The sequence below is a fragment of the Streptomyces sp. NPDC039480 genome (genome assembly GCF_055597165.1).
Map to the genome: position 1 here is coordinate 95511 of NZ_JBVITX010000004.1, position 24700 is coordinate 120210.

11 protein-coding genes are annotated in these 24700 nt (G+C 72.0%); 9 read left to right on the top strand and 2 right to left on the bottom strand.

Features of this window, described 5'->3' with window-relative positions:
• The first annotated feature begins 85 nt into the window (after window positions 1-85).
• The 6 genes from ACZ56E_RS14460 (at window position 86) to ACZ56E_RS14485 (ending at window position 17854) form a co-directional block, all read left to right on the top strand.
• On the top strand, window positions 86-1156 hold the full coding sequence (locus ACZ56E_RS14460) for a FecCD family ABC transporter permease (protein WP_471214803.1): 1071 nt from the start codon (window positions 86-88) through the stop codon (window positions 1154-1156).
• Between the two features lie 76 nt (window positions 1157-1232).
• Complete coding sequence (locus tag ACZ56E_RS14465) at window positions 1233-2081, top strand: ABC transporter ATP-binding protein (RefSeq protein WP_471214205.1); 849 nt, start codon at window positions 1233-1235, stop codon at window positions 2079-2081.
• 143 nt (window positions 2082-2224) lie between these two features.
• Window positions 2225-3277, top strand: a complete 1053-nt coding sequence (locus ACZ56E_RS14470; protein WP_471214206.1) for an iron-siderophore ABC transporter substrate-binding protein — start codon at window positions 2225-2227, stop codon at window positions 3275-3277.
• A gap of 46 nt (window positions 3278-3323) precedes the next feature.
• A complete protein-coding gene (locus ACZ56E_RS14475) occupies window positions 3324-5123 on the top strand; it encodes an ABC transporter ATP-binding protein (RefSeq protein ID WP_471214208.1) in 1800 nt (599 codons plus the stop codon).
• Window positions 5124-5181: 58 nt separating this feature from the next.
• Window positions 5182-16128 (top strand): non-ribosomal peptide synthetase, encoded by a 10947-nt coding sequence (locus tag ACZ56E_RS14480; protein WP_471214209.1) that lies wholly within the window; start codon window positions 5182-5184, stop codon window positions 16126-16128.
• Complete coding sequence (locus ACZ56E_RS14485; protein ID WP_471214212.1) at window positions 16118-17854, top strand: ABC transporter ATP-binding protein; 1737 nt, start codon at window positions 16118-16120, stop codon at window positions 17852-17854. The genes ACZ56E_RS14480 and ACZ56E_RS14485 overlap by 11 nt, the downstream gene beginning before the upstream one ends.
• Before the next feature lie 451 nt (window positions 17855-18305).
• Here ACZ56E_RS14485 and ACZ56E_RS14490 read toward each other — a convergent pair whose 3' ends face one another.
• The gene (locus ACZ56E_RS14490) at window positions 18306-19469 is read right to left on the bottom strand and encodes an alpha/beta hydrolase-fold protein (RefSeq protein WP_471214213.1); all 1164 of its coding nucleotides are present in this window, start codon (window positions 19467-19469) and stop codon (window positions 18306-18308) included.
• A gap of 100 nt (window positions 19470-19569) precedes the next feature.
• Here ACZ56E_RS14490 and ACZ56E_RS14495 point away from each other — a divergent pair, with 100 nt between their 5' ends.
• Window positions 19570-19782 (top strand): MbtH family protein, encoded by a 213-nt coding sequence (locus tag ACZ56E_RS14495; RefSeq protein WP_468602845.1) that lies wholly within the window; start codon window positions 19570-19572, stop codon window positions 19780-19782.
• Window positions 19783-19866: 84 nt separating this feature from the next.
• A complete protein-coding gene (locus tag ACZ56E_RS14500) occupies window positions 19867-21435 on the top strand; it encodes an amidohydrolase (protein WP_471214215.1) in 1569 nt (522 codons plus the stop codon).
• Between the two features lie 45 nt (window positions 21436-21480).
• Here the strand turns inward: ACZ56E_RS14500 and helR are convergent, their stop codons facing one another.
• Entirely contained in the window at window positions 21481-23691 is a 2211-nt protein-coding gene (gene helR, locus ACZ56E_RS14505) for an RNA polymerase recycling motor ATPase HelR (protein ID WP_471214806.1), read from the bottom strand.
• Window positions 23692-24063: 372 nt separating this feature from the next.
• Here helR and ACZ56E_RS14510 point away from each other — a divergent pair, with 372 nt between their 5' ends.
• Window positions 24064-24609: a GNAT family N-acetyltransferase gene (locus tag ACZ56E_RS14510; RefSeq protein ID WP_471214216.1), complete on the top strand. Its 546-nt coding sequence runs from the start codon at window positions 24064-24066 to the stop codon at window positions 24607-24609.
• Window positions 24610-24700: the final 91 nt, after the last annotated feature.

The window sequence follows — 24700 nt, forward strand, 5'->3', positions numbered from 1 at the left end:
CGCGACAGAGACCGACGCGACAGAAGCCGACGCGACAGAAGCCGACGCGACAGAGGCCGACGCGACGGAAGCGAACGCGACAGAAGTGGACGCGACGGAAGCGAAGGCCTCCGTGGCGCCGGGCGTGCGGCTCGGCCCGCTGTCGTTCGTATGGCGACCCTGGCTCGTCCTCGTCACGCTGCTGCTGATGGCGGCGACCTTCCTGCTGTTCTGCCTCTCCATCAGCGTCGGGGACTTCGACATCGGTCTGTCGCGGGTGATGGCCACGCTCGTCGGCCGGGGCGAGCAGGTCGACGAGTTCGTCATCATGGACCTGCGGATGCCGCGGGCGCTGGCCGGACTCGTCGTGGGGATCGCGCTCGGCGTGTCCGGCGCGATCACCCAGTCGGTCGCGCGCAACCCGCTGGCCAGCCCGGACATCCTCGGGATCACCGGCGGCGCCAGCGCGGTCGCGGTGTTCTCGGTGACGGTGTCGGGCGGCACCGCCGCGGCGGTCGTCGACTCCGTGGGCCTGTCCGCGGCGGCGCTCGCCGGCGGTCTCGGCACGGGACTGCTCGTGTACTTCCTGGCCTGGCGCCGCGGGGTCGACGGCTTCCGGCTCATCCTCATCGGCATCTCGGTGAGCGCCGTGATGGAGGCGATCACGACCTGGCTGCTCGTCTCGGCCGAGATCAGGGACGTGGCCCGCGCCCAGGCGTGGCTGGTCGGTTCGCTGGACAACCGGTCGTGGGACGAGGTGTGGATCGCGCTCTGGTGCTCACTCGCCCTCCTCGTCGTGGTGGCCTGCGCCGCCTTCCAGTTCAAGCCGATGCACCTCGGCGACGACGTCGCCGCGGGACTCGGCGTCCGCTACACGCGCGTGCGCGCGGTCCTGCTGCTGTGCGCGGTGCTGCTGGCCGCGGTGGCGGTGAGCGCGGCAGGGCCGGTGCCGTTCGTCGCGCTGGTGGCGCCGCAGGTGGCGATGCGTCTGACGCGGCGTCCGACGCCGCCGATGGTGGCGTCCGGCCTGCTCGGAGCGCTGCTGCTGATCGGCGCCGACCTGACGACGCGCGTGGTGCTGCCGGACAGCCTGCCCGTCGGCGTGGTCACCGCCGCGATCGGCGGGCCCTTCCTCGTCTACCTGTTGGTACGGGCGAACCTCAAGAACCTCAAGTAACCGCGGGCCCCTCGATGGTGGGTACGGCTCGAAGAGCTGGTACAAAGGTGAGGCAAACCTAATAATAGGGGGGCTTGTGGTCGCTCAGTACATCACCGAGATCGAGTCGAGGGTCGAGGACACCGACACCACCGCACGGCTGGCCGCCAGGGGCGTCTCGGTCGGCTACGGAAGCCGGACCGTCATCGACGACCTCGACGTGACCATCCCGCCCGGGGTGATCACCACGATCATCGGCCCCAACGGCTGCGGCAAATCGACCCTGTTGCGCACCCTGACGCGGCTGCTCAAGCCGGCCAAGGGCTCCGTCGTGCTCGACGGCGAGGACATCGACAAGCTCAAGACCCGCGACGTGGCGAAGAAGCTCGGCCTGCTGCCGCAGACGCCCGTCGCGCCGGAGGGCCTGACGGTGGCCGACCTGGTCGCCAGGGGACGCCACCCGCACCAGAGCTGGCTGCGCCAGTGGTCGTCGGACGACGCGGGCGTCGTGGCGCGCGCGCTGGCCATGACCGGCGTCTCCGACCTCGCCGACCGCCCGGTCGACTCGCTCTCCGGCGGGCAGCGGCAGCGCGTCTGGATCTCGATGACCCTCGCCCAGGGCACCGACCTGCTGCTCCTCGACGAGCCGACCACCTACCTGGACCTGGCGCACGCCATCGACGTGCTCGACCTCGTGGACGACCTGCACGAGTCGGGGCGCACGGTGGTCATGGTGCTGCACGACCTGAACCTGGCCACGCGGTACAGCGACCATCTCGTCGTGATGAAGGCCGGTTCGATCCTGGCGCAGGGGCACCCGCGTGAGGTCATCACGGCGGAGCTGCTGCACGAGGCGTTCGGCCTGCGTGCCAGGGTCGTCGACGACCCGGTGGGGGACCGGCCGCTCATCGTGCCCATCGGCCGTACGCACGTCCAGCTCGACTGACCGGGCTCCGACGGTTCCTCAACTCGACCTGCCCCGCCGACGAATACTCCGGTAAGGCTAGGCTAACCTCATCTCCGCAGGTTAAGGTTTGGCTGCCCTTAGACACGGGGCGCAGCGGTCAGCGCGAAAGCAAGGGAATCCGGATGCTCCTCAACCGAACGAAGCTCACGACGCCACGGCGGCGGCTGGCGGCGGTACTGGCCGCCGCGACCCTCGGCGTCGGCCTCCTCTCGGGATGCGGTTCCGACTCGGAAGACAAGGCGGGCGAGGAGACTCCGGCGGCCGCGGGCGGCGGCACGTTCCCCGTCACCGTGGACCACGCGTTCGGCTCGACGAAGATCACCAAGGCTCCCAAGCGGGTCGTCACTGTCGGCTACACCGACGACCAGACCGTCCTGGCGCTCGGCACCAAGCCGGTCGGCATGGTCGACCAGTACCCGAACCCGGAGGGCAAGTCCCCCGACATCAACACCCAGTGGCCCTGGGTGAAGGACAAGTGGGGCAGCACCAAGCCCGAGGTCGTCATGAAGAACGGCGACAGCGGCCCCAACTACGAGAAGATCGCCTCGCTGCGGCCGGACCTGATCATCGCGGTCTACTCCGAGATCGACAAGGCCGCCTACGACAAGCTCTCCAAGCTCGCCCCGACGGTGGGACGCACCAAGAGCGAGAAGGAGCTGTTCAGCGCTCCTTGGCAGGACAACGTGGTGCACATCTCCAAGGCGCTGGGCAAGGAGGACGAGGGCAAGAAGATCGTCCAGGGCGTCGAGGACAAGCTGACCGAGGCCAAGAAGGCGCACCCCAAGTTCGCCAAGCAGACCTCCGTGGCGCTGTCCTGGTACAAGGACTCCATCAACCCGTTCACCTCCACCGACGTGCGCGGCCGGCTCCTGACGGGCATGGGCTTCAAGTACCAGACCAAGATCGACAAGATCGCGGGCGGCAAGTTCTCCACCGAGCTCTCCCCGGAGCGCACGGACCTGATCGACGTGGACCGTATCGTCGTCATCAACGACAAGGCGGACACGGAGGCGTTGAAGAAGTTCAAGCTCTTCAACAACCTGGACGCCGTGAAGAAGGGCAACGTGTCCTACCTCCTGGACAGCGAGGGCCCCGCGGTGGGCGCCGCGATGTCGCAGGGCACCGCGCTGTCCCTCCCGTACGCGATCGACGAGCTCGTCAAGTCGGTCGAATAGAGATGCCGTTCAACCCGTCCCGTCCCCGTCCCGACTTGGCCAACGTGTGAGCACCACCGAAACACCCACCGACATCGGCGTCGCCCCGGCGACCCTGCGCACGGCGACCGGACGCGAGGCCACGAGGTGGGTCTCGGCGCACTGCCGCGAAGTGCCGTGGCTGACCACGGCGACCGTCGCGTCGACGGTGGCCGGGGCGGCGCTCCAGATCCTCCCGGTCCTCCTGCTCGGCCGGGTGGTCGACGGGGTGGTCGAGGGCGATTCGCGTTCGGTCCTGGTCACGATCGGGGTCCTGATGGGGGCCGCCGCGCTGCTCGGCGCGGCGGCCACCGCGGCGTCGACCTATCTGATCGGCCGGCTCGGCGCCGACCTCCTCGCACGGCTGCGGGAGGGCGCCGTCCGTGCCGTGCTCGGCATGCCGAGCGCACGGATCGAGCAGGTCGGCCGGGGTGACGTGCTCTCCCGGGTCGGTGACGACGTGGCCGTGCTGTCCAAGGGCATCCGGACGGCCATCCCCACCGTGTTCTCGGCCGGCGTGCTGGTCTTCATCGCCACGGTCGGCATGTTCGGCCTCGACTGGCGGCTCGGCCTCGCGGGTGCCGGCGCGCTGCCGGCGTACGCGCTTGCCCTGCGCTGGTACCTCCCCAGGTCCGCCCCGCTCTACCGCAAGCAGCGGGTGGCGCAGGCCGACCGCGCGCAGGCGCTGATCAGCGGTCTCAACGGGATCGACACGGTCCGCGCCTACCGCCTGGAGGACTCCGTCCGGGAGAAGGTCACCCAGGAGTCCTGGCGGGTGCGCAATCTCGGTATCGACGTGTTCCGGTTCTTCGGCCGGTTCGTGGGCCGGGAGAACCGCGCCGAGTTCATCGGCCTCGTCCTCATCCTCGTGGTCGGCTACGCCCTGTTGGAGGCCGACGCCGCCAGCCTGGGCGAGGTGTCGGCGGCCCCGCTGATGTTCCACCGCCTCTTCACGCCGCTGGGCGCCATCATGTTCACCTTCGACGAGGCGCAGAAGTCGGGCGCGAGCCTGACCCGTCTCGTCGGTGTCCTCGGGGAGTCCGGGGACGAGCGGCTGGTGGGCGACGCGTCCGTGAAGGTGGCGGACGCCGTGCCGCACCAAGTGACGGTCGAAGGGCTGACGTTCAGCTATCCCGGCACCGACGAACCGGTTCTGCGGGACGTCGACCTGACGATCCCGGCCGGCGGTTCGCTGGCCCTGGTCGGGGCGACGGGTGCGGGCAAGTCGACCCTTGCCGCGCTGATCGCGGGCATCGGGACGCCGCAGGCCGGCTCGGTGCGTGTGGGGGAGCACGACCTCGGCGGTCTGGACGAGGCGGGGGCGCGCGCCCTGGTGAGCATCCTGACGCAGGAGACGCACGTGTTCTCCGGCCCGCTCGCCGACGACCTGCGGCTCGCCGCACCTGAGGCGACCGACGCCGAACTGATGGACGCCTTGCGCACGGTGGGCGCCGACGGGTGGGTGGAGCACCTCCCCGAGGGGCTGGACACCATGGTCGGCGAGGGCGGCGAGCGCCTGGACGTCACCAAGATCGCCCATATCGCGCTGGCCCGCCTTGTGCTGAGCCGCACACCGGTGGTGGTGCTCGACGAGTCGACCGCGGAGGCGGGCAGCGAGGGCGCCGCCGAACTGGAGCGCGCCGTGCTGGCCGCGTGCGCGGGCCGGACCACGCTGTTCGTGGCGCACCGGCTGACGCAGGCGATGGCAGCCGACCGGATCGCCGTGCTGGACGCGGGGCGCGTGGTGGAGCTGGGCACGCACGACGAGTTGGTGGCGCTCGGTGGCCGGTACGCACGACTGTGGCGGGCCTGGCGAGAGGGTAGTTAGGCAAGCCTAATTTAGGTTAGCCTTACTGCGATTACCTGGAAGGGACGCTGAGTCTTCGATGATGGAACCGAGCGCCGGCCTCGTGCTGCTTTCCCCCGCCCGCCTGGCCGATGTACGTCGGCGCGCCGGCGACTACTCCGACCGGACCGTCGCCGAGGCGTGCGCCATCGGTCTCTCGTACTGGGCGACCGGCCGGAGCCCCGAAGGCATCGAGCTCACCCCCGGCACACTCTTCGCCGACGTCCTCGGCTGGGTCGACAACGGCGGTACCGGGCCCGGCAGTCGGGACGCCGGCGCGGACGGCTGGCACATACCCGTCCCCGACGGGATCGAGCAGGCCGACGCGCAGCTCGCCCTCGACGACCTCGCCGACTTCCCCGACCGGCCCCTCGGCACCATCAGTCCGTCCGGCCAGGCCGCCAGGCTCAAGGCCCTCGCCGAGTGGAACGACACCCACGCCGACCGGGTCCGCCCGACCATCGTCGAGATGTTCCTCAAGCAGGCCCGGCTCAGGCCGGACGCCGTCGCCATCGTCGACGAGCACCGCTCCCTGACCTACCGTGAGGCGGCCGAGCGCTCCGCCCAGCTGGCCCACCACCTCGTCGCGCGCGGCCTCACCGCCGAACAGGTCGTCGGCATCTCGCTCAGCCGCTCCGCCGACATGGTCGTCGGGCTGCTCGCCGTGCTCCAAGCGGGCTGCGCGTTCGTGCCGCTCGACCCGCAGTGGCCCGCCGCGCGCCGGTCCGTCGTCATCGAGGACGCCCGCGTCGTGCTTCAGCTCAACGCATCGGGCGAACACGACCCGGCGGAGCCGGGAGCCGTCGCCGTCGACCTCGGCGCCTGGCGTTTCGACTCCCTCCCCACCGAGCCGACCGGGATCACCGTCCCCGGCAACGCCCTCGCGTACGTGATCTTCACGTCCGGCTCGACCGGGCGGCCCAAGGGCGCGATGATCCGCCACGAGGCGATCAGCGAGCGCCTGCTCTGGCAGGTCGACGAGATCCTGCACTTCGGCCCCGACGACGCGTCGCTCTTCAAGGCGCCGCTGTCCTTCGACATCTCCATCAACGAGATCTTCCTGCCGCTGGTCTGCGGCGGCCGCGTGGTGGTCCTGCGGACCGGCGGCGAGCGCGACCCGCACCACCTGCTCGGCGTGATCGCCGAACAGCGCGTGACCTTCACGTACCTGGTGTCGTCCATGCTGGACGTGCTCCTGGAGATGGCGGGCGACTCCGGCCGGCTCGACAGCCTGCGCCACGTCTGGTGCGGCGGCGAGGTGCTCACCCCCGAGCTGTACGAGCGGTTCCGCAACCGGCTCGACATCCCCATGTACCACGGCTACGGCCCGGCCGAGACGACGATCGGCGTCTCGCACGTCATCTACCGCGGCGAGGCCGAGCGCCTGTCGACGTCGATCGGCAAGGCCAACCCCAACACCCAGCTGTACGTCCTCGACGACGAGCTGCGCCCCGTCCCGGTCGGCGTCGGCGGCGAGCTGTACGTCGGCGGCTTCCTCCTGGGGCGCGGTTACGTCAACGCGCCGGGCCTGACGGCCTCCCGCTTCGTCGCCAACCCCTTCGCCTCGGACGGGTCCCGGCTCTACCGGACCGGTGACCTCGCCCGGTTCGCCCCCGACGGGTCCCTCGACTTCCTCGGCCGGGCCGACAACCAGATCAAGATCCGCGGCATGCGCCTGGAGATCGAGGACGTCGAGGTCGGCCTCGCCGAGCACCCCCGCGTACGCCACACCTGCGTCGTCGCCAAGAAGAACACGGCGGGCGGCACCTACCTCGTGGGCTACGTCATCCCGGCCGCGGGCCACGAGGAGCTGCGGGCCGAGGAGGTCAAGGCGTGGGCCGTCGACCACATGGTCGAGTACATGGTGCCCACCCACATCGTCGTCCTCGACGCGTTCCCCCTCACCGCGAACGGCAAGCTCGACCGGAACGCGCTGCCGGAACCCGCCACCCCGAAGGGGACCGTCGCCCCGCCCACCACCGAGAACGAGCGCGTGGTCTGCGCCGCCGTCGCGGCGGTCCTCCAGCTCGACGAGGTCGGCGTCGACCAGGACTTCTTCCAGCTCGGCGGCGACAGCATCCTGACGATCTCGCTGCTGAGCGCGTTGCGCGACGCCGGTCTGTACGTCACGGCGCGGCAGATCTTCACCAACAGCGTCGTGGGCGCGCTCGCCGCGGTGGCGAGCCGCGAGGACGTCTCCACGGTCGATCACGGTGACGTCGCCACCGGCGCCGTGGCGGGCTCGCCCATCGTGCAGTGGCTCGGCGAGACCACGGACGCGATCGACGGCTTCGTGCAGTCGGTCGTCCTGAACACCCCGGCGGAGCTGACCGCCGAAGCACTCGACCGCATACTCGGCGCCGTCCTCGCACGGCACGACATGCTGCGCGCCAGGCTGGTCCGCGGCGACCGCTGGAGCTTCGACATCCCGGCGGCGGCCCCGGCCGCCCCGGCGTGGCAGGAGAGCGACCTGCCGCTCGACGACTGCGTTGCTCTCGCCACCGACGGCCTCGACCCGGACAACGGCGTGATGCTGCGTGCCGTCTGGCGCCGGGAGGCGCGCCAGCTGGTCATGGTCGCCCACCACGTCGTGGTCGACGGCGTGTCCTGGCGGGTCCTGATGGAGGACCTGGCCACGGCGTGGCGCCAGTTCACCTCGGGCGCGGCCGTCGAACTGCCCCCGGTGGGCACGTCGTTCCGCCGCTGGACGCAGCTCCTGGAGCGCGCGGGCTTCGAGGCGGACCGCGACTACTTCCAGCAGCCCTTGCCCGGCACGGACCAGCCGGTCGGCAGGCGGGCCCTGACCGCCGCCGACACCGTCGCACGCGAGCGGCTCCAGACCGTCTCGGTCGGCCCCGAGGTCACCGCGGCGCTCCTCGGCGAGATCCCCGCGAAGTTCCACGCGGGCGTCAACGACGTCCTCCTCACCGCGCTCGCCGTCGCCCTCGCCCGGTGGCGCCGCGACCTCGGCCAGGACCAGACGTTCGCGCACATCGAGCTGGAGGGCCACGGCCGCGAGGGCCGCTTCGTGGCGGACACCGCCGGCTTCGAGCCCGAACTGTCCCGCACCGTCGGCTGGTTCACCACCCTGTTCCCGGTGACCGTGGACCCCGGCACCGCCGCCGACCTCACCGCCCCCGAGTACCTCGCCGCCGCCCTCAAGGCGGTCAAGGAAGACCTCTCGCGGGTGCCGAGCAACGGCATCTCGTACGGCGCCCTGCGCTACCTCGCCGACACCGAGTTCGACGCCCCCGCGCCGCAGGTGCTCTTCAACTACCTGGGCCGCTTCGACGCGGGCGCCGCCGGCGACTGGCAACTCGCGGGCACCACGGGCCAGTTGGGCGAGAAGCGCGACCCGAACATGCGCCTGCCGCGCGCCCTCGAGTTCAACGCCATCGCCGAACCGGCCTCCACCGGCGGCGAGTACGAACTCGTCACCACCGTCTCCTGGCCCGACGGCATGTTCACCGACGAGGACATCGCGACGCTCGGCGACTACTTCCGGGTGGCCCTGGCCGGCCTCGCCGCACTCGACGAGGGCGGCCACACACCCAGTGACTTCCCCCTGGTGCCGCTCACCCAGGCCGACGTCGACGCCCTGGACGGCCCGGCCCTGCGGGACGTACTGCCGCTGACGCCGCTCCAGGAAGGCCTCTACTTCCACTCGGTCTTCGACGACGACTCGGCGGGCGCGTACGTCGAGCAGCAACTCCTCACGCTGGACGCGCCGGACGGCGAGGTGGACGCCGACCGGCTCGCGGCCGCGGCCACCCGGCTGCTCACGCTGTACCCGAACCTGGCGGCGCGGTTCACCGCCCTCGCCGACGGCCGCGTCGTCTCCGTCCTGGAGAACGGCGTCCAGGCGCCCTTCACCACCGTGGACCGCCCCGGCATCACCGACGAGGAGATACGCGACCTCGCCGAGCGGGACCGCCGCGCCGGGTTCGACCTGGCCACCGGGCCGCTGATGCGGTACACGCTCGTCCGCGCCGGCTACGGCAGGAACGTCCTGGTGCAGACCGTGCACCACATCATCGCCGACGGCTGGTCGGTCCCGCCGATGCTGCGCGCGCTCCTCGCCGAGTACCACGCGCCGGGGACCGTGTACCCGATCGGCGGCTTCCCCGACTACGTGCACTGGCTCGCCGGACGCGACGACGACGAGAGCGACCGGGTGTGGCGCGAGGAGCTCGCCGAGCTGCCCGGGCCCTCGCTGGTCGCCGAGGGGCACACCCCCTCCGACCGGTTCGCCGACACCGCCGTCGAGGTGGACGACGACATCGACGCGTCCGTCCGGGCGGCCGGCGTTCCCCTGAGCGTGGCCGTGCACAGCGCCTGGGCGGTGACGCTCGGCGGCATCCTGCACGGCGACGACGTCGTCTTCGGCTCCACCGTGTCCGGCCGCGACGCCGACGTGCCCGGCATCGGCGACATGGTCGGCCTGTTCATCAACACGGTTCCGGTACGCGCCCGTTGGTCCGCCTCGACCACGGCCCGCGAACTCCTCGCGTCGGTGCGGGAGCACCAGAGCGCCGTCCTGCCCCACCAGCACGTGTCGCTCGCGCGCATCGGCCGGCAGGCGGGCGTCGGCTCGCTCTTCGACACCCTCGTCGTCTTCGACGTCGCCACCGACCTCGACAGCCTGCGCACCGCCGACGCCGAACTCGTCATCGCCGACGTCGTCAACGAAGGCGCCCCGCACTATCCGTTGACGCTCGTCGTCGAGCGCGCGCTCGACGGCCGCCCGCGCTTCAACCTGATCTACGACGGTGAACTCCTCGGCGAGAACACCGCCCGGGAGATCCTGCGCACCTTCACCTCGGCCCTCACCGGTCTGCTCACGCGGCCGGACGCCCCGGTCGCCGACCTGGCACCCGAGGCCGCCCGCCGCCCCGCGCCCGTCGAACGGACCACCCTGGGCGGCCTGTTCGGCGCCGCGGCCCGGCGCGACCCGGCGGCCACCGCCGTCACCCAGTGTGCACTCGACGGCTCCACCCGCTCCCTGACGTACGGCGAACTGGCTGCCACCAAGGACGAGTTGGCCTCGGCGCTGCGCGCGGCCGGCGTCGGCCCCGGCAAGCGGGTCGCCGTCGCCGTGCCGCGCTCCGTCGAGCAGGTCGTCGCCCTGGTCGCGATCGTCGCCGCGGGCGGTGCCTACGTACCGCTGGACCTGGCGTACCCGGACGAGCGCCTGGAGTACATCCTCACCGACGCCGCACCGCAGGTCGTGCTCGTCGACCGCGAGCAGCGGGACCGCTTCACCGCACTCCTCGACCGCACGGGCATCCCGGCCCGCGTCCTCGTCCAGGGGGAGGAGCCGCCGACGTCGCCCACCGAGGCGCAGGCGCAGACCTCGGAGGCAGGCTGGCACGACCCCGCGTACGTCATCTACACCTCAGGATCGACCGGCCGCCCCAAGGGCGTCGTCGTCCCGCACTCCAGCGTGGTGACGCTGCTCGCCAACACCCGGCCCGACATGGAGTTCGGACCGCACGACGTGTGGGTCCAGTTCCACTCCTTCTCCTTCGACTTCGCGGTCTGGGAGCTGTGGGGCGCGCTGGCGCACGGCGGTGAGCTGCTGGTGCCCGAGTACGGGCTGACCCGCTCCCCGGTCGACTTCCACCGGCTTGTCCGTGAGCGCGGCGTGACCGTGCTCAACCAGACGCCGTCGGCGTTCTACCAGTTCATCGAGGCCGACCGGCACGCGGGCGAGCCGCTGCCCGCGCTGCGCCGGATCGTCTTCGGCGGCGAGGCCCTCGACCTCGGGCGGCTGCGCGGCTGGGTCGAGCGGCACGGCACCGCGTCGCCCGAGCTGGTCAACATGTACGGCATCACCGAGACCACCGTGCACGTCACCCACCGCGTCCTGACCGACGACGACTTCACTCGTGGGGAAGACGTCAGCCCCATCGGCGGACCGATCCCGGGACTGGTCACCTACCTGCTCGACGACCGGCTGCGGCTGGTGCCGCCGGGCCGGGTCGGCGCCATCTACGTCGCAGGCGACCAGGTGTCGCTCGGCTACCTGGGCAGGCCGGGCCTGACCGCGGGCCGGTTCGTGGCGAATCCGTTCGCGGACGACGGCTCCCGCATGTACCACACGGGCGACCTCGCTCGCCGTACGCTCGACGGCGAGCTGGAGTTCGCCGGGCGCGCCGACGACCAGGTGCAGCTCAAGGGCTTCCGCATCGAGCTCGGCGAGGTCGAGGCCGCGGTCCGGGAACTCGACGGCGTGGTGGACGTGGCCGTCACCGTCGCGGACAGCGGCGACCACCTGGTCGCGCACGTCGTGGGCAGCGCGCCCGCCGACCTCGCGGGCCTCCTCGGCGCCAAGCTGCCCGTGCACATGGTGCCGGGCCGGGTCCTCCCGGTCGACGCCCTGCCGCTGACGGTCAACGGCAAGCTCGACCGCAAGGCGCTCGCCGAGCGTGCCGCGCGCGACGACGCCGCCCCGGCCGTCGCGGGCGATTCGGTGCTGGCCCAACTGGTCGGCATCTTCTCGGAGACGCTGCCCGGCGACACGGCCGCGGACGCCGACACCGACTTCTTCGCCGCCGGCGGCGACAGCATCGTCGCCATCACCGTGATCAACCGGGCCAGGGCGCTCGGCCTGCGGATCGCGCCGCGGGACGTGTTCCTGTTCAGGACGCCGCGCGCGCTCGCCGAGCACCTGGGGTCGAACGCACCGCAGGCCGGGGTATCCGCAGCCGCCTCCGCTCCCGTCCCCGCTCGCCGCGAGGACGGTCCGCTGGCACCGACGCCGATCGTCCTGCGCCAGCGCGAACTGGGCGGCTCGCTCGACCGGTTCGCCCAGGCCAGGACGCTGGTGGCGCCCGAAGGCGCCGGATTCGCCGACGTCGAGCGCGCCGCGAACGCCGTCGTGGCCGCGCACCCGGCGCTCCGGCTGCGGCTGCGCGTGGAGCACGGCGTGTGGGCGCTGCGCACCGAGCCCGCCCGCGAGGTCAGCGTCGTACGCGCCGACACGACCGATGCGACCGTCGCCGCGAACGAGGCCGCCGGACGGCTCGACCCCGAGGCCGGGGACGTCATCGCGTTCTCCTGGCTGGCGGCGAGCCGCACCCTGGTCGTCGTCGTGCACCACCTCGCCGTCGACGCGGTGTCCTGGCTGATCCTCCTCGACGACCTCGCCACCGCCATGGGCGGCGCGGACCTCGCCCCGCCGACCACGTCGTACGCCGAGTACGCCGAGGCGCTGACGCTCGGGGCCGCCGACGCGATCGACGACCTCGGACACTGGATCACCACGCTCCAGGCGCCCGACCTGCTGCCCGCGGTCCGGAACCCACGCGAGACCACCGTCGTCCTCGCGCCCGCGACCAGCGACCGCGTCACCCGCACCGCGCCCGCCGCGCTCGGCGTCGCCCTCACCGAGCTGCTGTGCGGCGCGCTGCGCACCGCGCTGACCCACGTACAGGAGTCGCCCACCGACCTCGCGGTCGAGCTGGAGCGGCACGGCCGGGTCCCGGTACTCGAACAGCACGACTACAGCCGTACCGTCGGCTGGTTCACCTCCATCGCGCCCGTACGGCTCACCGCGCACACCGACCCCGTCGCCGCCGCGCGCGAGGTCGCCGAGCGCCAGCCGGACGAGCGCGGGCACGTCGCGTACGGCCAGTTGAAGTATCTGAACCCGCAGACGGCGCCGCTCCTGACCGCCCGCCCGCAGGTCCTGTTCAACTACCTCGGCCGGGGCAGCGAGTCCCAGGCGGTGCACCTCACCGGCGGCGACCAGGGCAGCCCGTACGCCGTCGAGGTCAACGCCTGGATCGACGACGCCACCGGCAGCCTGCACGCGGCCTTCACCCTCGCCGACGGCATCCCCGACACGATCACCGAGCACTGGCGACGCGCCCTGGAGCGCATCGCGGACGCCGCCACGACCGCCGAGCGCACCGCACCGGTCACGCCCCTCCAGCGGGGCCTGTTCTTCCAGGCCCAGATGGCGGGCGAGGCCGGCCACTACGTCGCGCAGAGCTGGTTCACCTTCGACCGGCGGCTGGACACCGACGCGCTGGCCGAGGCGATGGCGCACGTCATCGCCCGGCACCCCGTCGTCGGCGCCGGCTTCACCACCGACGACGACGGCAACCCCGTCCAGGTCCTCAAGGCCGGACGGCGCGTCGACGTCCGCACGGTCGAGCTGACGGACGACGCGGAGGTCGAGGAGTTCCGCACCCGCGACCGCGACGCCGGATTCGACCCGGCCGAGCCGCCGCTGATCCGCCTCACCGTGGTCCGCCTGCCCGGCGGCCACGACGGCCTGCTGCTCAGCTACCACCTGCTGCTGTGGGACGGCTGGTCCCGCGAGATCGTGCTGCGCGACCTCTTCGACGCCTACGAGTCCGTCGTCGCGGGCGAGCCGCTCGACGACGCCCCGGCCACGCCGAGCTTCGAGGAGTACGCCCGGGCGCTCGACGCCAAGGACGCAGCCGCGTCGGAGCGCTTCTGGGCGGAGCACCTGGCCGCACTCCCCGGCCCGACCCTGCTCGCAGGCCCGGCACCGGCCCTCTCGCAGGACCTGCCGCCCGCGCTCGTCCACACCCTCTCCGCCGAACAGTCGGAGCTGCTGCGGGACGCCGCCAAGGCGCACGGCGTCACGCTGAACTCGGTGCTGACCGGCGCGTTCGGCCTCCTGCTCGGCGCGCACACCGGCCGCGGCGACGCCGTGTTCGGCGTGACCGTCTCCGGCCGCGACGGCGAAGGCCTGTCCGACATCGTCGGCGTGCTGCTCAACACCGTGCCGCAGTGGACGAAGGCCAGGCCGGACGAGACCGTCCGCGACTACCTGACGGCCGTCCAGGCGGCCCGTGTCGAGGCGATGGAGCACGAGCACCTCGGGCTCGGCGAGATCCAGCGCGCCAGCGGCCACGACACGCTGTTCGACAACCTGTTCGTGCTCCAGAACTTCCTGGACATGGACGCCTTCGCCGAGATGAACTCCCGGCACGGCATCACCTCGGTGAAGGCCGACGACTCCACCCACTACCCGTACACCTGGGTCGTCACCCCCGGCGACCGGCTCACGGTCAAGCTGGAGCACCGCTACGGCGACACCGACAGCGCCCGCAGACTCCTCGACGACTACGTGCGCGTCCTGGCGGACCTGGCCCGCTCCACCGGCCCGGTCGGCGCGCTGCCCGGCCTCGGCCGGCTCCCCGAGCCCGCCGCACGCACGGACGTCGGCACGGACACCGTCGTCGACCGCTTCGACCGGGCGGCCGACCGCGACCCGGAGCGGGTCGCCCTGGTCGCCCACGGCGCGACGATGACCTTCGCCCAGCTCCGGGACCGCAGCCGCGCGGTGGCGGGTGTGCTCGCCGGGCGCGGGCTCGGCCCCGAGACGACCGTGGGGCTCGCGATCCCGCGCTCCCTCGACTCGATCGTGGCGCTGTTCGCGGTGCTGCGCGTCGGCGCCGCGTACGTACCCCTCGAACTGGACCACCCCGACGAGCGGATCGCGGCGATCGTCGCGGACGCCCGCCCGGACGTGATCCTCACCGTGAGCGCGGTGTCGCCCCGGCTCACCGGCGGCCTCCTCGGAGCCGGTGACCTGATCGAGCTGGACCGTCCGCTGCCCGAGGCCGAGCCGTTCGTGACGTTCGCGCCGGACGACCCGGACCGGCTGCGGCACCCCGCGTACACGATCTACACCTCCGGTTCGACCGGCAAGCCCAAGGGCGTGGTGACCGAGTACGCCGGACTCACCAACATGCTGATCAACCACCAGCGCCGGATCTTCGAGCCGGTCCTCGCCGAGCACGGGCACCGGACCTTCCGGATCGCGCACACCGTGTCGTTCGCCTTCGACATGTCGTGGGAGGAGCTGCTGTGGCTCGCCGACGGCCATGAGGTGCACATCTGCGACGAGGAGCTGCGCCGCGACGCGCCCGGCCTCGTCGAGTACTGCCTGGAGCACGCGATCGACGTCATCAACGTGACGCCGACCTACGCCCAGCAGCTGGTGGCCGAGGGCCTGCTCGCCGACCCGGCGCGGCGCCCGGCGCTGGTCCTCCTCGGCGGCGAGGCGGTCACCCCGACGCTGTGGCAGCGGCTCGCCGAGACGGAGGGGACCGTCGGCTACAACCTGTACGGCCCCACCGAGTACACGATCAACACCCTCGGCGTCGGCACCTTCGAGTGCCAGGACCCGGTGGTGGGCGTCGCCATCGACAACACCGATGTGTACGTCCTCGACCCGTGGCTGCGGCCGCTGCCGGACGGTGTCCCCGGTGAGCTGTACGTGGCGGGCATCGGCATCGCCCGCGGCTACCTCGGCCAGGCCGCGCAGACCGCGCACCGCTTCGTGGCGTGCCCGTTCGGCGCGCCGGGCGAGCGCATGTACCGCACCGGTGACCTGGTCTTCCGCCGCCCCGACGGGAACCTCACCTACCTGGGCCGCACCGACCAGCAGGTCAAGATCCGCGGTCACCGGGTCGAACTGGGCGAGGTCGAGGCCGCGTTCGCGGCGCACCCCGCGGTGACGTTCGCCGCCGCGGTCGCCCAGCCCGACCCGCAGGTCGACGGGGCGTACCGCCTCGCCGCCTACCTCGTGCTCGACGGCGCCGACCTGGCCGCCGTCGCCGCCGAGGTCGGCACCGGACTGCCCGACTTCCTGCGCCCCACCCACTACGCCGAGGTGGACAGCATCCCGCTCACCGTGAACGGGAAGGCTGACACCAAGGCGCTGCCGGAGGCCAAGCCCCTCGGCGCGCTGACCACGGCGGGGGAGCGCGGCCCCGAGACCGAGACGGAGACGGTGGTCTGCGAGTTCTTCGCCGAAGCCCTGGACCTCGACGACGACGAGGTGAGCGCGGTGAGCGATTTCGTGTCCCTCGGCGGACACTCCATGCTGGCGGTACGGCTGATCGGCCTGCTCCGCCGCGAGTACGGTCCCGTGATCACGATCCGAGACCTGTTCACCCTGCGAACCCCGGAAGCGATTGCCCGCCACCTCGATGACAACTGAGACTGCGACACCTCCGAAAAGCCCTGACGCGAAGCGGCCCCGCCGGCCCCACCCGGGGTCCGACATCCTCAGGACCGCCCTGCGCCGCAACGTCGGCGCGATGGTCTGGGGCACCGTCCTCATGGGCCTGTACCAGGCGGGCGAGACGGCCTTCCCCATCGCGCTCGGCATGATCGTCGAGCACACGATGCGGGACGACCGCACGCTCACCGCGCTCGCCCTGTCCATCGGCGCGCTGGCCGTGATCATCACGACGGTGTCGCTGTCGTGGCGGTTCGGCATGCGCATCCTGCAGAAGGCCAACACGACGGAGGCGCACCGCTGGCGGGTGAAGGTCGCGGGCTGCGGCCTCCAGCCCGTGGCCAGGGACGTCGACCTCAAGTCCGGCGAGGTCCTCACCATCGCCACCGAGGACGCCGACCAGACCGCCGACATCATCGAGGTGGTGCCGCTGCTCATCAGCTCGATGGTCGCGGTGCTCGTCGCGGCGGTCGCGCTGGGCATGGCCGACTACCGGCTGGGTCTGCTCGTGATCGTGGGAACGGTCGCGATCCTCTCCATCCTCAGCGTGATGTCCAAGCGGATCGGGTCCAGCACGCGTGAGCAGCAGGCCCGGGTGGCCAGGGCCGGGGCGAAGGTCGCCGACCTGATCAGCGGCCTGCGCCCGCTGCACGGCTTCGGCGGCAACCACGCGGCGTTCCGCTCCTACCGGACGGTCAGCACGGAGGCGAAGCGCCAGGCGATCACCGTCGCCAAGGTGAACGGCGTGTACGCGGGCACCGCACAGGCCCTCAACGCGGTCCTCGCGGCCGCGGTGACCCTGACGGCGGGCTGGCTGGCCTTCGAGGGCCGGATCACCATCGGCGAACTGGTCATGGCCGTCGGCCTCGCCCAGTTCATCATGGAACCCCTCAAGATGTTCTCGGAGATGCCCAAGTACGTGATGATCGCGCGGGCGTCGGCGGAACGGATGGCGCTGGTGCTCTCGGCGCCCCCGGTCACCGCCCCCGGCCCCGAACGCCCGGCCACGGGCGGCGACCTGGAGATCGACCGCGTCAGCTACGGCTCCCTGCGCGACCTGAAGTTCACGGTGGCGGCCGGAGAGTTCGTGGCGATCGCCGGCTACCAGCCGCGCGCGGTGGCCGACCTGGCGTCGATCCTGGCGGTGAACGTGCCGCCGGACGCGTACGAGGGAGTGGTGCGGGTCAGCGGCCAGGAGTTCGCCTCCCTCTCCATCGAGGCGGTCCGCGAGCACATGCTGGTCAACCCGTACGACGCGGAGATCTTCGCCGGCACCCTGCGCACGAACATCGACCCGTCGGGGACGAGTGTCTCCGTCCCCGAGGCGGTCGAGGCGTCCATGCTCACCGACGTCGTCGCGCTGCACCGCGAAGGCCTCGACTACGCCGTCCGCGACCGCGGCGCGAACCTCTCCGGAGGCCAGCGCCAACGCCTCTCCCTGGCCCGCGCCCTGGCCGCCGACACGGACGTACTCGTCCTGCACAACCCGACGACGGCCGTCGACGCGGTCACCGAACAACTCATCGCCCGCAACATCGCCAAGCTGCGCAAGGGCCGCACCACGGTGGTCATCACCAGCAGCCCACCCCTCCTGGACGCCGCCGACCGCGTCCTGATCCTCGAGGACGGCACGATCACAGCGGAAGACACCCACAGAAACCTATTGGCCACGGACAAGACCTATTGCGCGGCGGTGGCTCGGTAGGGGCTCGTGGGGGGTGAGGGCGCGGGTGACCGCACCCTCACGCAGCAGGCGCCGGCAGCCGGCCGACGGCGCGGTGCGTGTATTTAGGGGCGCGGGGAACTGCGCGAAAACCCCCACGGGCCCGCGGCTGGGCGACGGCGGTGGGTGTGTGCCCCAGGGGCGCGGGGAACTGCGCGAGAACCCTCCACGGGCCCGCAGCTGGGCGACGGCGGTGGGTGTGTCCCAGGGGCGCGGGGAACTGCGCGAAAACCCCCCACGGACCGGCAGCTGGGCGACGGCGGTGCGCGTATCTCCAGGGGCGCGGGGAACTGCGCAAAACCCCCCACGGCCCGCAGTCGAGCGACGGCGGTGCGTATGTCCCAGGGGCGCGGGGAACTGCGCAAACCCCCCACCGACCCGCAGCCGGGCAACGCACCGCACCCAGAGAACCGCGGGGAACCACGCAAAAACCTCACCGGCCAGCGAGTGTCCCCCCACCCTCCAGCGAAGCGCCCAGTACCCACGCCACATCCCTCACCAACGCCCCCCGCCACCCCACCCGATCATGCCCATACGCCCCCCGAGAGACCCTGACCCCCGCCCCGGCCCCCCGAACCAGCGACTCGGTCAGCTCACAGTGAGGCAACATCCGCGCCTCGTGCTCCCCGACCTCGAAGGCAACCCGCAGACCGGACAGGTCGAACCGACCCTCCGCGAGCCGCGCGGCAACCGCACCCCCCACCGGCCCCCCCAACGGATCCGCCGACCCCACCGCGTCAGGCGTCCACCAGAACGACCCCGACTGACAGGCGACCCGAGACACCAACTCCGGGAACTCGAGCGCCGCGTACACCGCACTCAGCCCGCCAAGGCTCTGCCCGGCCACCACCAACCGCTCCATGTCGGCGTGCACACCGCACTCCGCGACCAGCGGCAGCAGTTCGTCCCGGACGGCCTCCCACAGCGCGGGTTCGCACGCGAATTCGGCCTCCCGGTCCTTGGCCGGCAGAAAGACGAGGGTGACGGGAGGCATGTCACCGGCCGCGACGGCCGAGTCGAACGCGGTCATGGCCGGGTGCAGGTACAGCCAGTCGTCCCCGTCGAGCAGCAGGACCAACGGCCCGCCACCGCCCACCGCGTGGACCCGCACGGTCCGCCGCCCACCGAGCCGCTGACTGGCCCACCGGATCCGGGTGCTCGGCAGCGGCAGGATGTCGTCGGCGCCCACGGAGGGCCAGTGGGGCTGGGCCGGGGCGTCCGGGGTCGCGGCGATGGACCGGTCCCCGCCCGCGCCGTCCGGGTTGAACGGGTCGGCGTGCGCCTCCCCGTCCACGAGGATCTGATACGTCACCCGCAACCGCGAGGGCATCCGCACCTCCGCGTACCAGCAGTCCGTATTGGCCCACCGACGCAGGGGCACCGGCTCCGACCAGCTCTCGAAGACGACACTCGCGTCCGAACCACGCCACAGAAAGAGCGTCCGCCAGCCACGCTCGCCGCCCCCGCCCCCATCCCCGTCCTCGTCGGCGCGGACGCACACCGGGGTGCGAGCCGCCGCCCAGAACGCCTCGGTGCCCGGTTCGCCGGGCAGTCCGAACTCGGCGAAGGCGCTGTCCGTGTCGGCCGCCAGGCGCATGAACGTCTCCTTGTGAGAGGGAAGGAAGAAAGGCTAAGCTCGCATTAATTTAGGGGAGCCTAACCTAATTCCTCTGTCACGCCCAAGGAGGCACCGACACATGAGCACCAACCCCTTCGACGACCCCGATGGCCGCTTCCTGGTCCTGGTGAACGACGAGGGGCAGCACTCGCTCTGGCCGTCCTTCGTCGAGGTCCCCGGCGGGTGGACCATCGCCTTCGAGGAGAACACGCGGGACGCCTGCCTGGCGTACATCGAGACCAACTGGACCGACCTGCGCCCGCGTTCCCTCGTAACCTCCGTGGACGGCTGACCCCCCGGCGCCCCGCACGCCCCCGCAAGCCCTGCGCGCCCCGCAGGCCCCGCACGCGTTCCGCACCGCGGAGGGACCCCGTCGATGCTCTGCACCAGACTGACCAACGCGCGCTTCCTCACGATGGATCCGGACCACCCCGTCGCCCACGAGCTGGGCATCTGGCGGGGCCGGATTGCGGGCCAGGACGAGGCTGTGGCCTCGCTTCCCGCGCGCGAGGTGATCGACCTGCAGGGCGCCACCGTGCTGCCCGGCTTCGTCGACGCCCATGTGCACCTGGCCTGGACCGGGCTCAAGGAGACGACCCCGAGCATCGCGGGCCGCACGCGGATCGACGACGTGCTCGCCGCGGTGGACGCGGCGGCCACCCGCGAGGGCGCCCCCGGCTCCTGGCTGAGCATCGCCGGCTACGACCAGCGAGCCCTCGGCCGCCATCTGACCGCCGCCGAACTGGACCGGGTCAGCCACGGCCGCAAGGTGTTCCTGCTGCACGACTCCGGGCACGGCTGCGTCGTCAACTCCGCCGTACTCGACCTGCTCCCCGCCGGCGTCCCGCACGAGAACGGCTTCCTGGCCGAGGGCGCGATGGGCGCCGCCCGCGCGCTGCGGCTGCCGTACTCCCAGAGCGAGCTGGCCGAAGCGATCGGGCGCGCCGCCCGTACCTGTCTGGCCGAGGGCGTCACCGCCTGCGCCGAGGCAGGCATCGGCGGCACCCTCTTCGGTCACAGCCCGGTCGAGCTGGGCGCGTACCAACTCGCCCGCGACGAAGGGCTTTTGCCGCTGCGCGTCCAGCTCATGGTGTCCGCGGACCGGCTGAACCGGGTCGCCGCGCACCCGGCCGACGGCATCCCCAGGGCGCTCGACCTCGGCCTGCGCACCGGGTTCGGCGACGACCGGCTCTCCGTGGGCGCGCTCAAGATCTACACCGACGGCGGCATGATGGCCCGTACCGCCGCGCTCACCCGACCGTACGAAGGCCTGGACCACGCGGGCCAGTTGCAGGACGACCCCCAGGTGCTCGCCGACACGATCGTGGACGGCCACCTCGCGGGCTGGCAGCTCGCCGTCCACGCGATCGGCGACCGCGCGGCCGACCTCGCCCTGGACGCCCTGGAGCGCGCCCAGCGCCTGCGGCCGCGCCCGAAGGCCCGGCACCGTGTCGAGCACGCCGGACTGATCCGCCCCGACCAGCTCCCGCGCTTCGCACGGCTCGGCGTCACCGCGGTCGTCCAGCCCAACTTCCTGCGTCACTTCGGTGACGACTACGCGGCGATCATGGGTGAGGAAAGGGCACCCTGGCTCTACCGAGGCCGAGGCTTCCTCGACCAAGGCATCCCTCTCGTCGGCAGCTCCGACCGCCCCGTCACCGACGGCTCCCCGTTGCGCGCCGTCCAGTTCATGGTCGAGCGCGCCTCCGCCTCGGGCCAGGTGATCGGCCCGGACGAGGCCATCACCGTCGACGAGGCCCTGCACGCCTACACGGTCGCCGGCGCCCACGCCTGCCACTGGGAGGACACTTTGGGCAGCCTCACCCCGGGCAAGCGCGCCGACCTCGTCGTGCTCGGCGACGACCCCCGCCGCGTCGACACGTCGCGCATCGGCGCCATCGAGGTGGCGGCGACCTACGTCGACGGACGCGCGACGGGGCAGTAGGCGCACGGCGACGGGGCAGTAGGCGCACCGCCCCCCCCGGGGGGCTCAGGAGCCCGTCAGGATCACGAGTTGCCGGGTCGCCCTCGTCATCGCGACATAGCGGTCGACCGCCCCCTCGATTCCCGCACCGAACGTGTCCGGCTCGACGAGGACGACCAGGTCGAACTCAAGGCCCTTCGACAGCTCCGGGGTCAGGCAGCTCACCCGCGGCGGAGCCTGGTACTTCTCGTGGAACGCGGGGTTGCCGATGACGCACGCGACCCCGCCCTCGTGTGCGGCGAGCCAGTCGTCGAGGACCGACTCCAGGTCCATGACCGCCCCGTGCACGACGGGGACGCCGCTGCTGCGGATGGACGTCGGCACGTTCGCGTCGGGCAGCTCGGCGCGGATGACCGGCTCGGCCTCCGCCATGACCTCTTCCGGCGTGCGGTAGTTGATGCTCAGGGAAGCCATCGTGATCCGGTCGATCCCGGCCCGCGCCAGGCGCTCCTCCCACGACTCGGTGAAGCCGTGCCTCGCCTGGGCGCGGTCGCCGACGATGGTGAAGCTGCGCGACGGGCAGCGCAGCAGCAGCATCTGCCACTCCGCGTCGGTCAGTTCCTGCGCCTCGTCCACGACGACGTGCACAAACGGGCCCGCGAGCCGATCCGGGTCCTCGGTGGGCAGGGCCCTCTCGTCGATCAGGCTGTCCTGGAGGTCCTTGCCGTGCAGCATCCGCACGGCGCCTTCGCTGTCGTCACCCGCCGAGGCGAAGTCGGCGGCCGCCAGGATCTGGTCGATGACACCGGACATGCGCTCGCGTTCGGCGGCGACCGCGATGTCGTGCCGCCGCCTGCGCCGCGCGGCCGCGGGGTCACCGAGCCGCTGCCGCGCCGCGTCCAGGATCGGCAGGTCGGACACGGTCCAGGCCTGCGGGGCGTCCTTGCGCTGCAGCCTCATGACGTCGTCGCGGTCGAGCCAGGGCGCGCACATCCGCAGATACGCGGGGACCGTCCACAGGTCGGAGACGACATCGGCGGCTTCGAGCAGCGGCCACGCGCGGTTGAGGGTCGTGACGAGCTCCCTGTCCTGCCGCAGCGTCCGCAGGAACATCTCGGGGGATACGCCGTCCTCCTCCTCGTCCATGCCCTGCTTGTCCATGAGGATCGTGGCCAGCTCCTCCCAGATCAGCTCACGCGCCTCGTTGTGCGCGGTGGCAGGACCCGGTGCCCGGAACGCCTCGGCCCAGTCGGCTTTGCTCACCCTTACCTCGGACCAGGGTGTCCTGACCGTGACGGCGTCGGTCGGCGGCTCCTCGTAGAACGCGACGGCCTTCTCGACCGCCTTCACCATGTCCGCCGACGACTTCAGGCGGGCCACCGCGGGGTCGGCCTCCGGGCCCGCCGCGGCGCCCTCGGCGACGAGGTCCCGCAGCGTGCAGGTCTGCACGCCCTCCTCGCCCAGGCTGGGCAGGATGTCGGCGACGTAACCCAGGTAGGGCTCGTGCGGGCCGACGAAGAGCACGCTGCCGCGGCGGTTCTTGCCGAGGCGGGGGTCGGAGTAGAGGAGGTACGCGGAGCGGTGCAGGGCGACGACGGTCTTGCCGGTGCCAGGGCCGCCGTCGACGACGAGGGCGCCGCGGGAGCTCGCGCGGATGATGGCGTCCTGGTCGGCCTGGATGGTGCCGAGCACGTCGCGCATCCGGGCCGACCGGTTGCCGCCCAGGCTGGCGATGAAGGCGGACTGGTCGTCGAGCGCGGCGTGGTGTTCGAGGCCGTCGGCGGTGAACACCTCGTCCCAGTAGTCGCTGATCCGGCCGCTGGTCCAGCGGTACCTGCGGCGGCTCGCCAGACCCATCGGGTTGGCGTGGGTCGCCGCGAAGAACGGCTCGGCCGCGGGCGAACGCCAGTCGACGAGGAGCCGGTTGCCCTCGCTGTCGGTGAGACCGAGACGTCCGATGTAGAGCGGCTCCGCGTCGGCGTCGTCCGTGGTGACGACGTGCCCCAGACACAGGTCGAGACCGAAGCGGCGCAGGGTGCGCAGCCGACTGCTCAGCCGGTGGATCTCCGAGTCCCGGTCCATCGCCTCCCGGCCGATGCCGCCGGGCGCCTTGCGCAGGACGTCGAGACGGCCGGAGAGTTCGCCGATGGCTTGGTCGAGGCTCTCCGCGATGGCGGCGAAGTGTTGTTCGTCGCGGCCGATCAGCGCCGGGTCGACCTTGGCCGAAAGGTTGGCGGGCAGGTTGAAAGCACTGGTGGTCAGGGGGGTCTCCGATATCCGCAGGATCAGACCTAGGCCCAGGAACAGGCTTAGGCCAGTGATTGTGAGGGACGACCGGGGCCTTGCCGCAAGCCCCCCAGTGCGCTATAAGTTGAGAGTGGCAAGAGGTGAGTATCCCCTCTTGCCCTTTGTTGTTTTCGGACCTGTGCTCCTCGATGCCCCCGCGCTCCCCGTCGGGGATTGCCAGATTGCCGGATTGCCCCCGCGCTTCCCGGTCGGCCCGTGCCCGCCGGTGCGGAAGATCACCCCAACTGGACTCGCTAGTTAGGTAAGGCTAGCCTTATCTCGCTTGTCCCGTTGACGTGACACGGCAGTGAATCACGGCGACGAGCCGTTCTCCTACCGTGGAACACCGAGGAAGGTACAGCCTTGATCACGGCTACGCCGCGCCCTGCCCCGCCGCTGCACGAGCACTCGGCCCCGCTGCGGCACGAGCTCCCCGAGGGGATGCCCACCGTGCGCGCCGCCCGTGAGGAGGACGCCGCCGCGCTCGTCGCCCTGTCCCGGCCCTTCGTGCGCTCCGGTGCGCTGCGGGAGCGCCCGCCCTCGCTCTACGCGGCCCACGCCGCCGACTTCCTCGTGATGGACGTACCGGGCAGCCCCCTCGAGGGCTGCGTGGGCCTCCGCGTGCACCCGGCCGATCCGGCGGAGGGCCGCGGGGCCGCCGGCGTCCTGTACAACTTCTGCGTGGCCGGGCACCGGCAGGGCCGCGGAGTGGGCGCGGGGCTGCTGCGCGCCGTCCTGACCGTGGCGCACGCCAAATCGCTCGACGCCCTGTTCACGGCGACGACGGGCGGCGGCGACCTCTTCCTCCGGTACGGCTTCGCCCCCGCGGACGCGCGCCTGGCGCCCCCGTCCTGGGCACGCTCCCTCGACCCCCGGCGCAACGCGCGGATACTCGCGCGGAGTCTCTGACACGTCGCGACACGTACGGCTCCCGTCCCGGATCACACCCCCGGGCCGGGAGCCTTCGTCTGCTTCTTTCGTCCGCGCCTTCGCCCGTTTC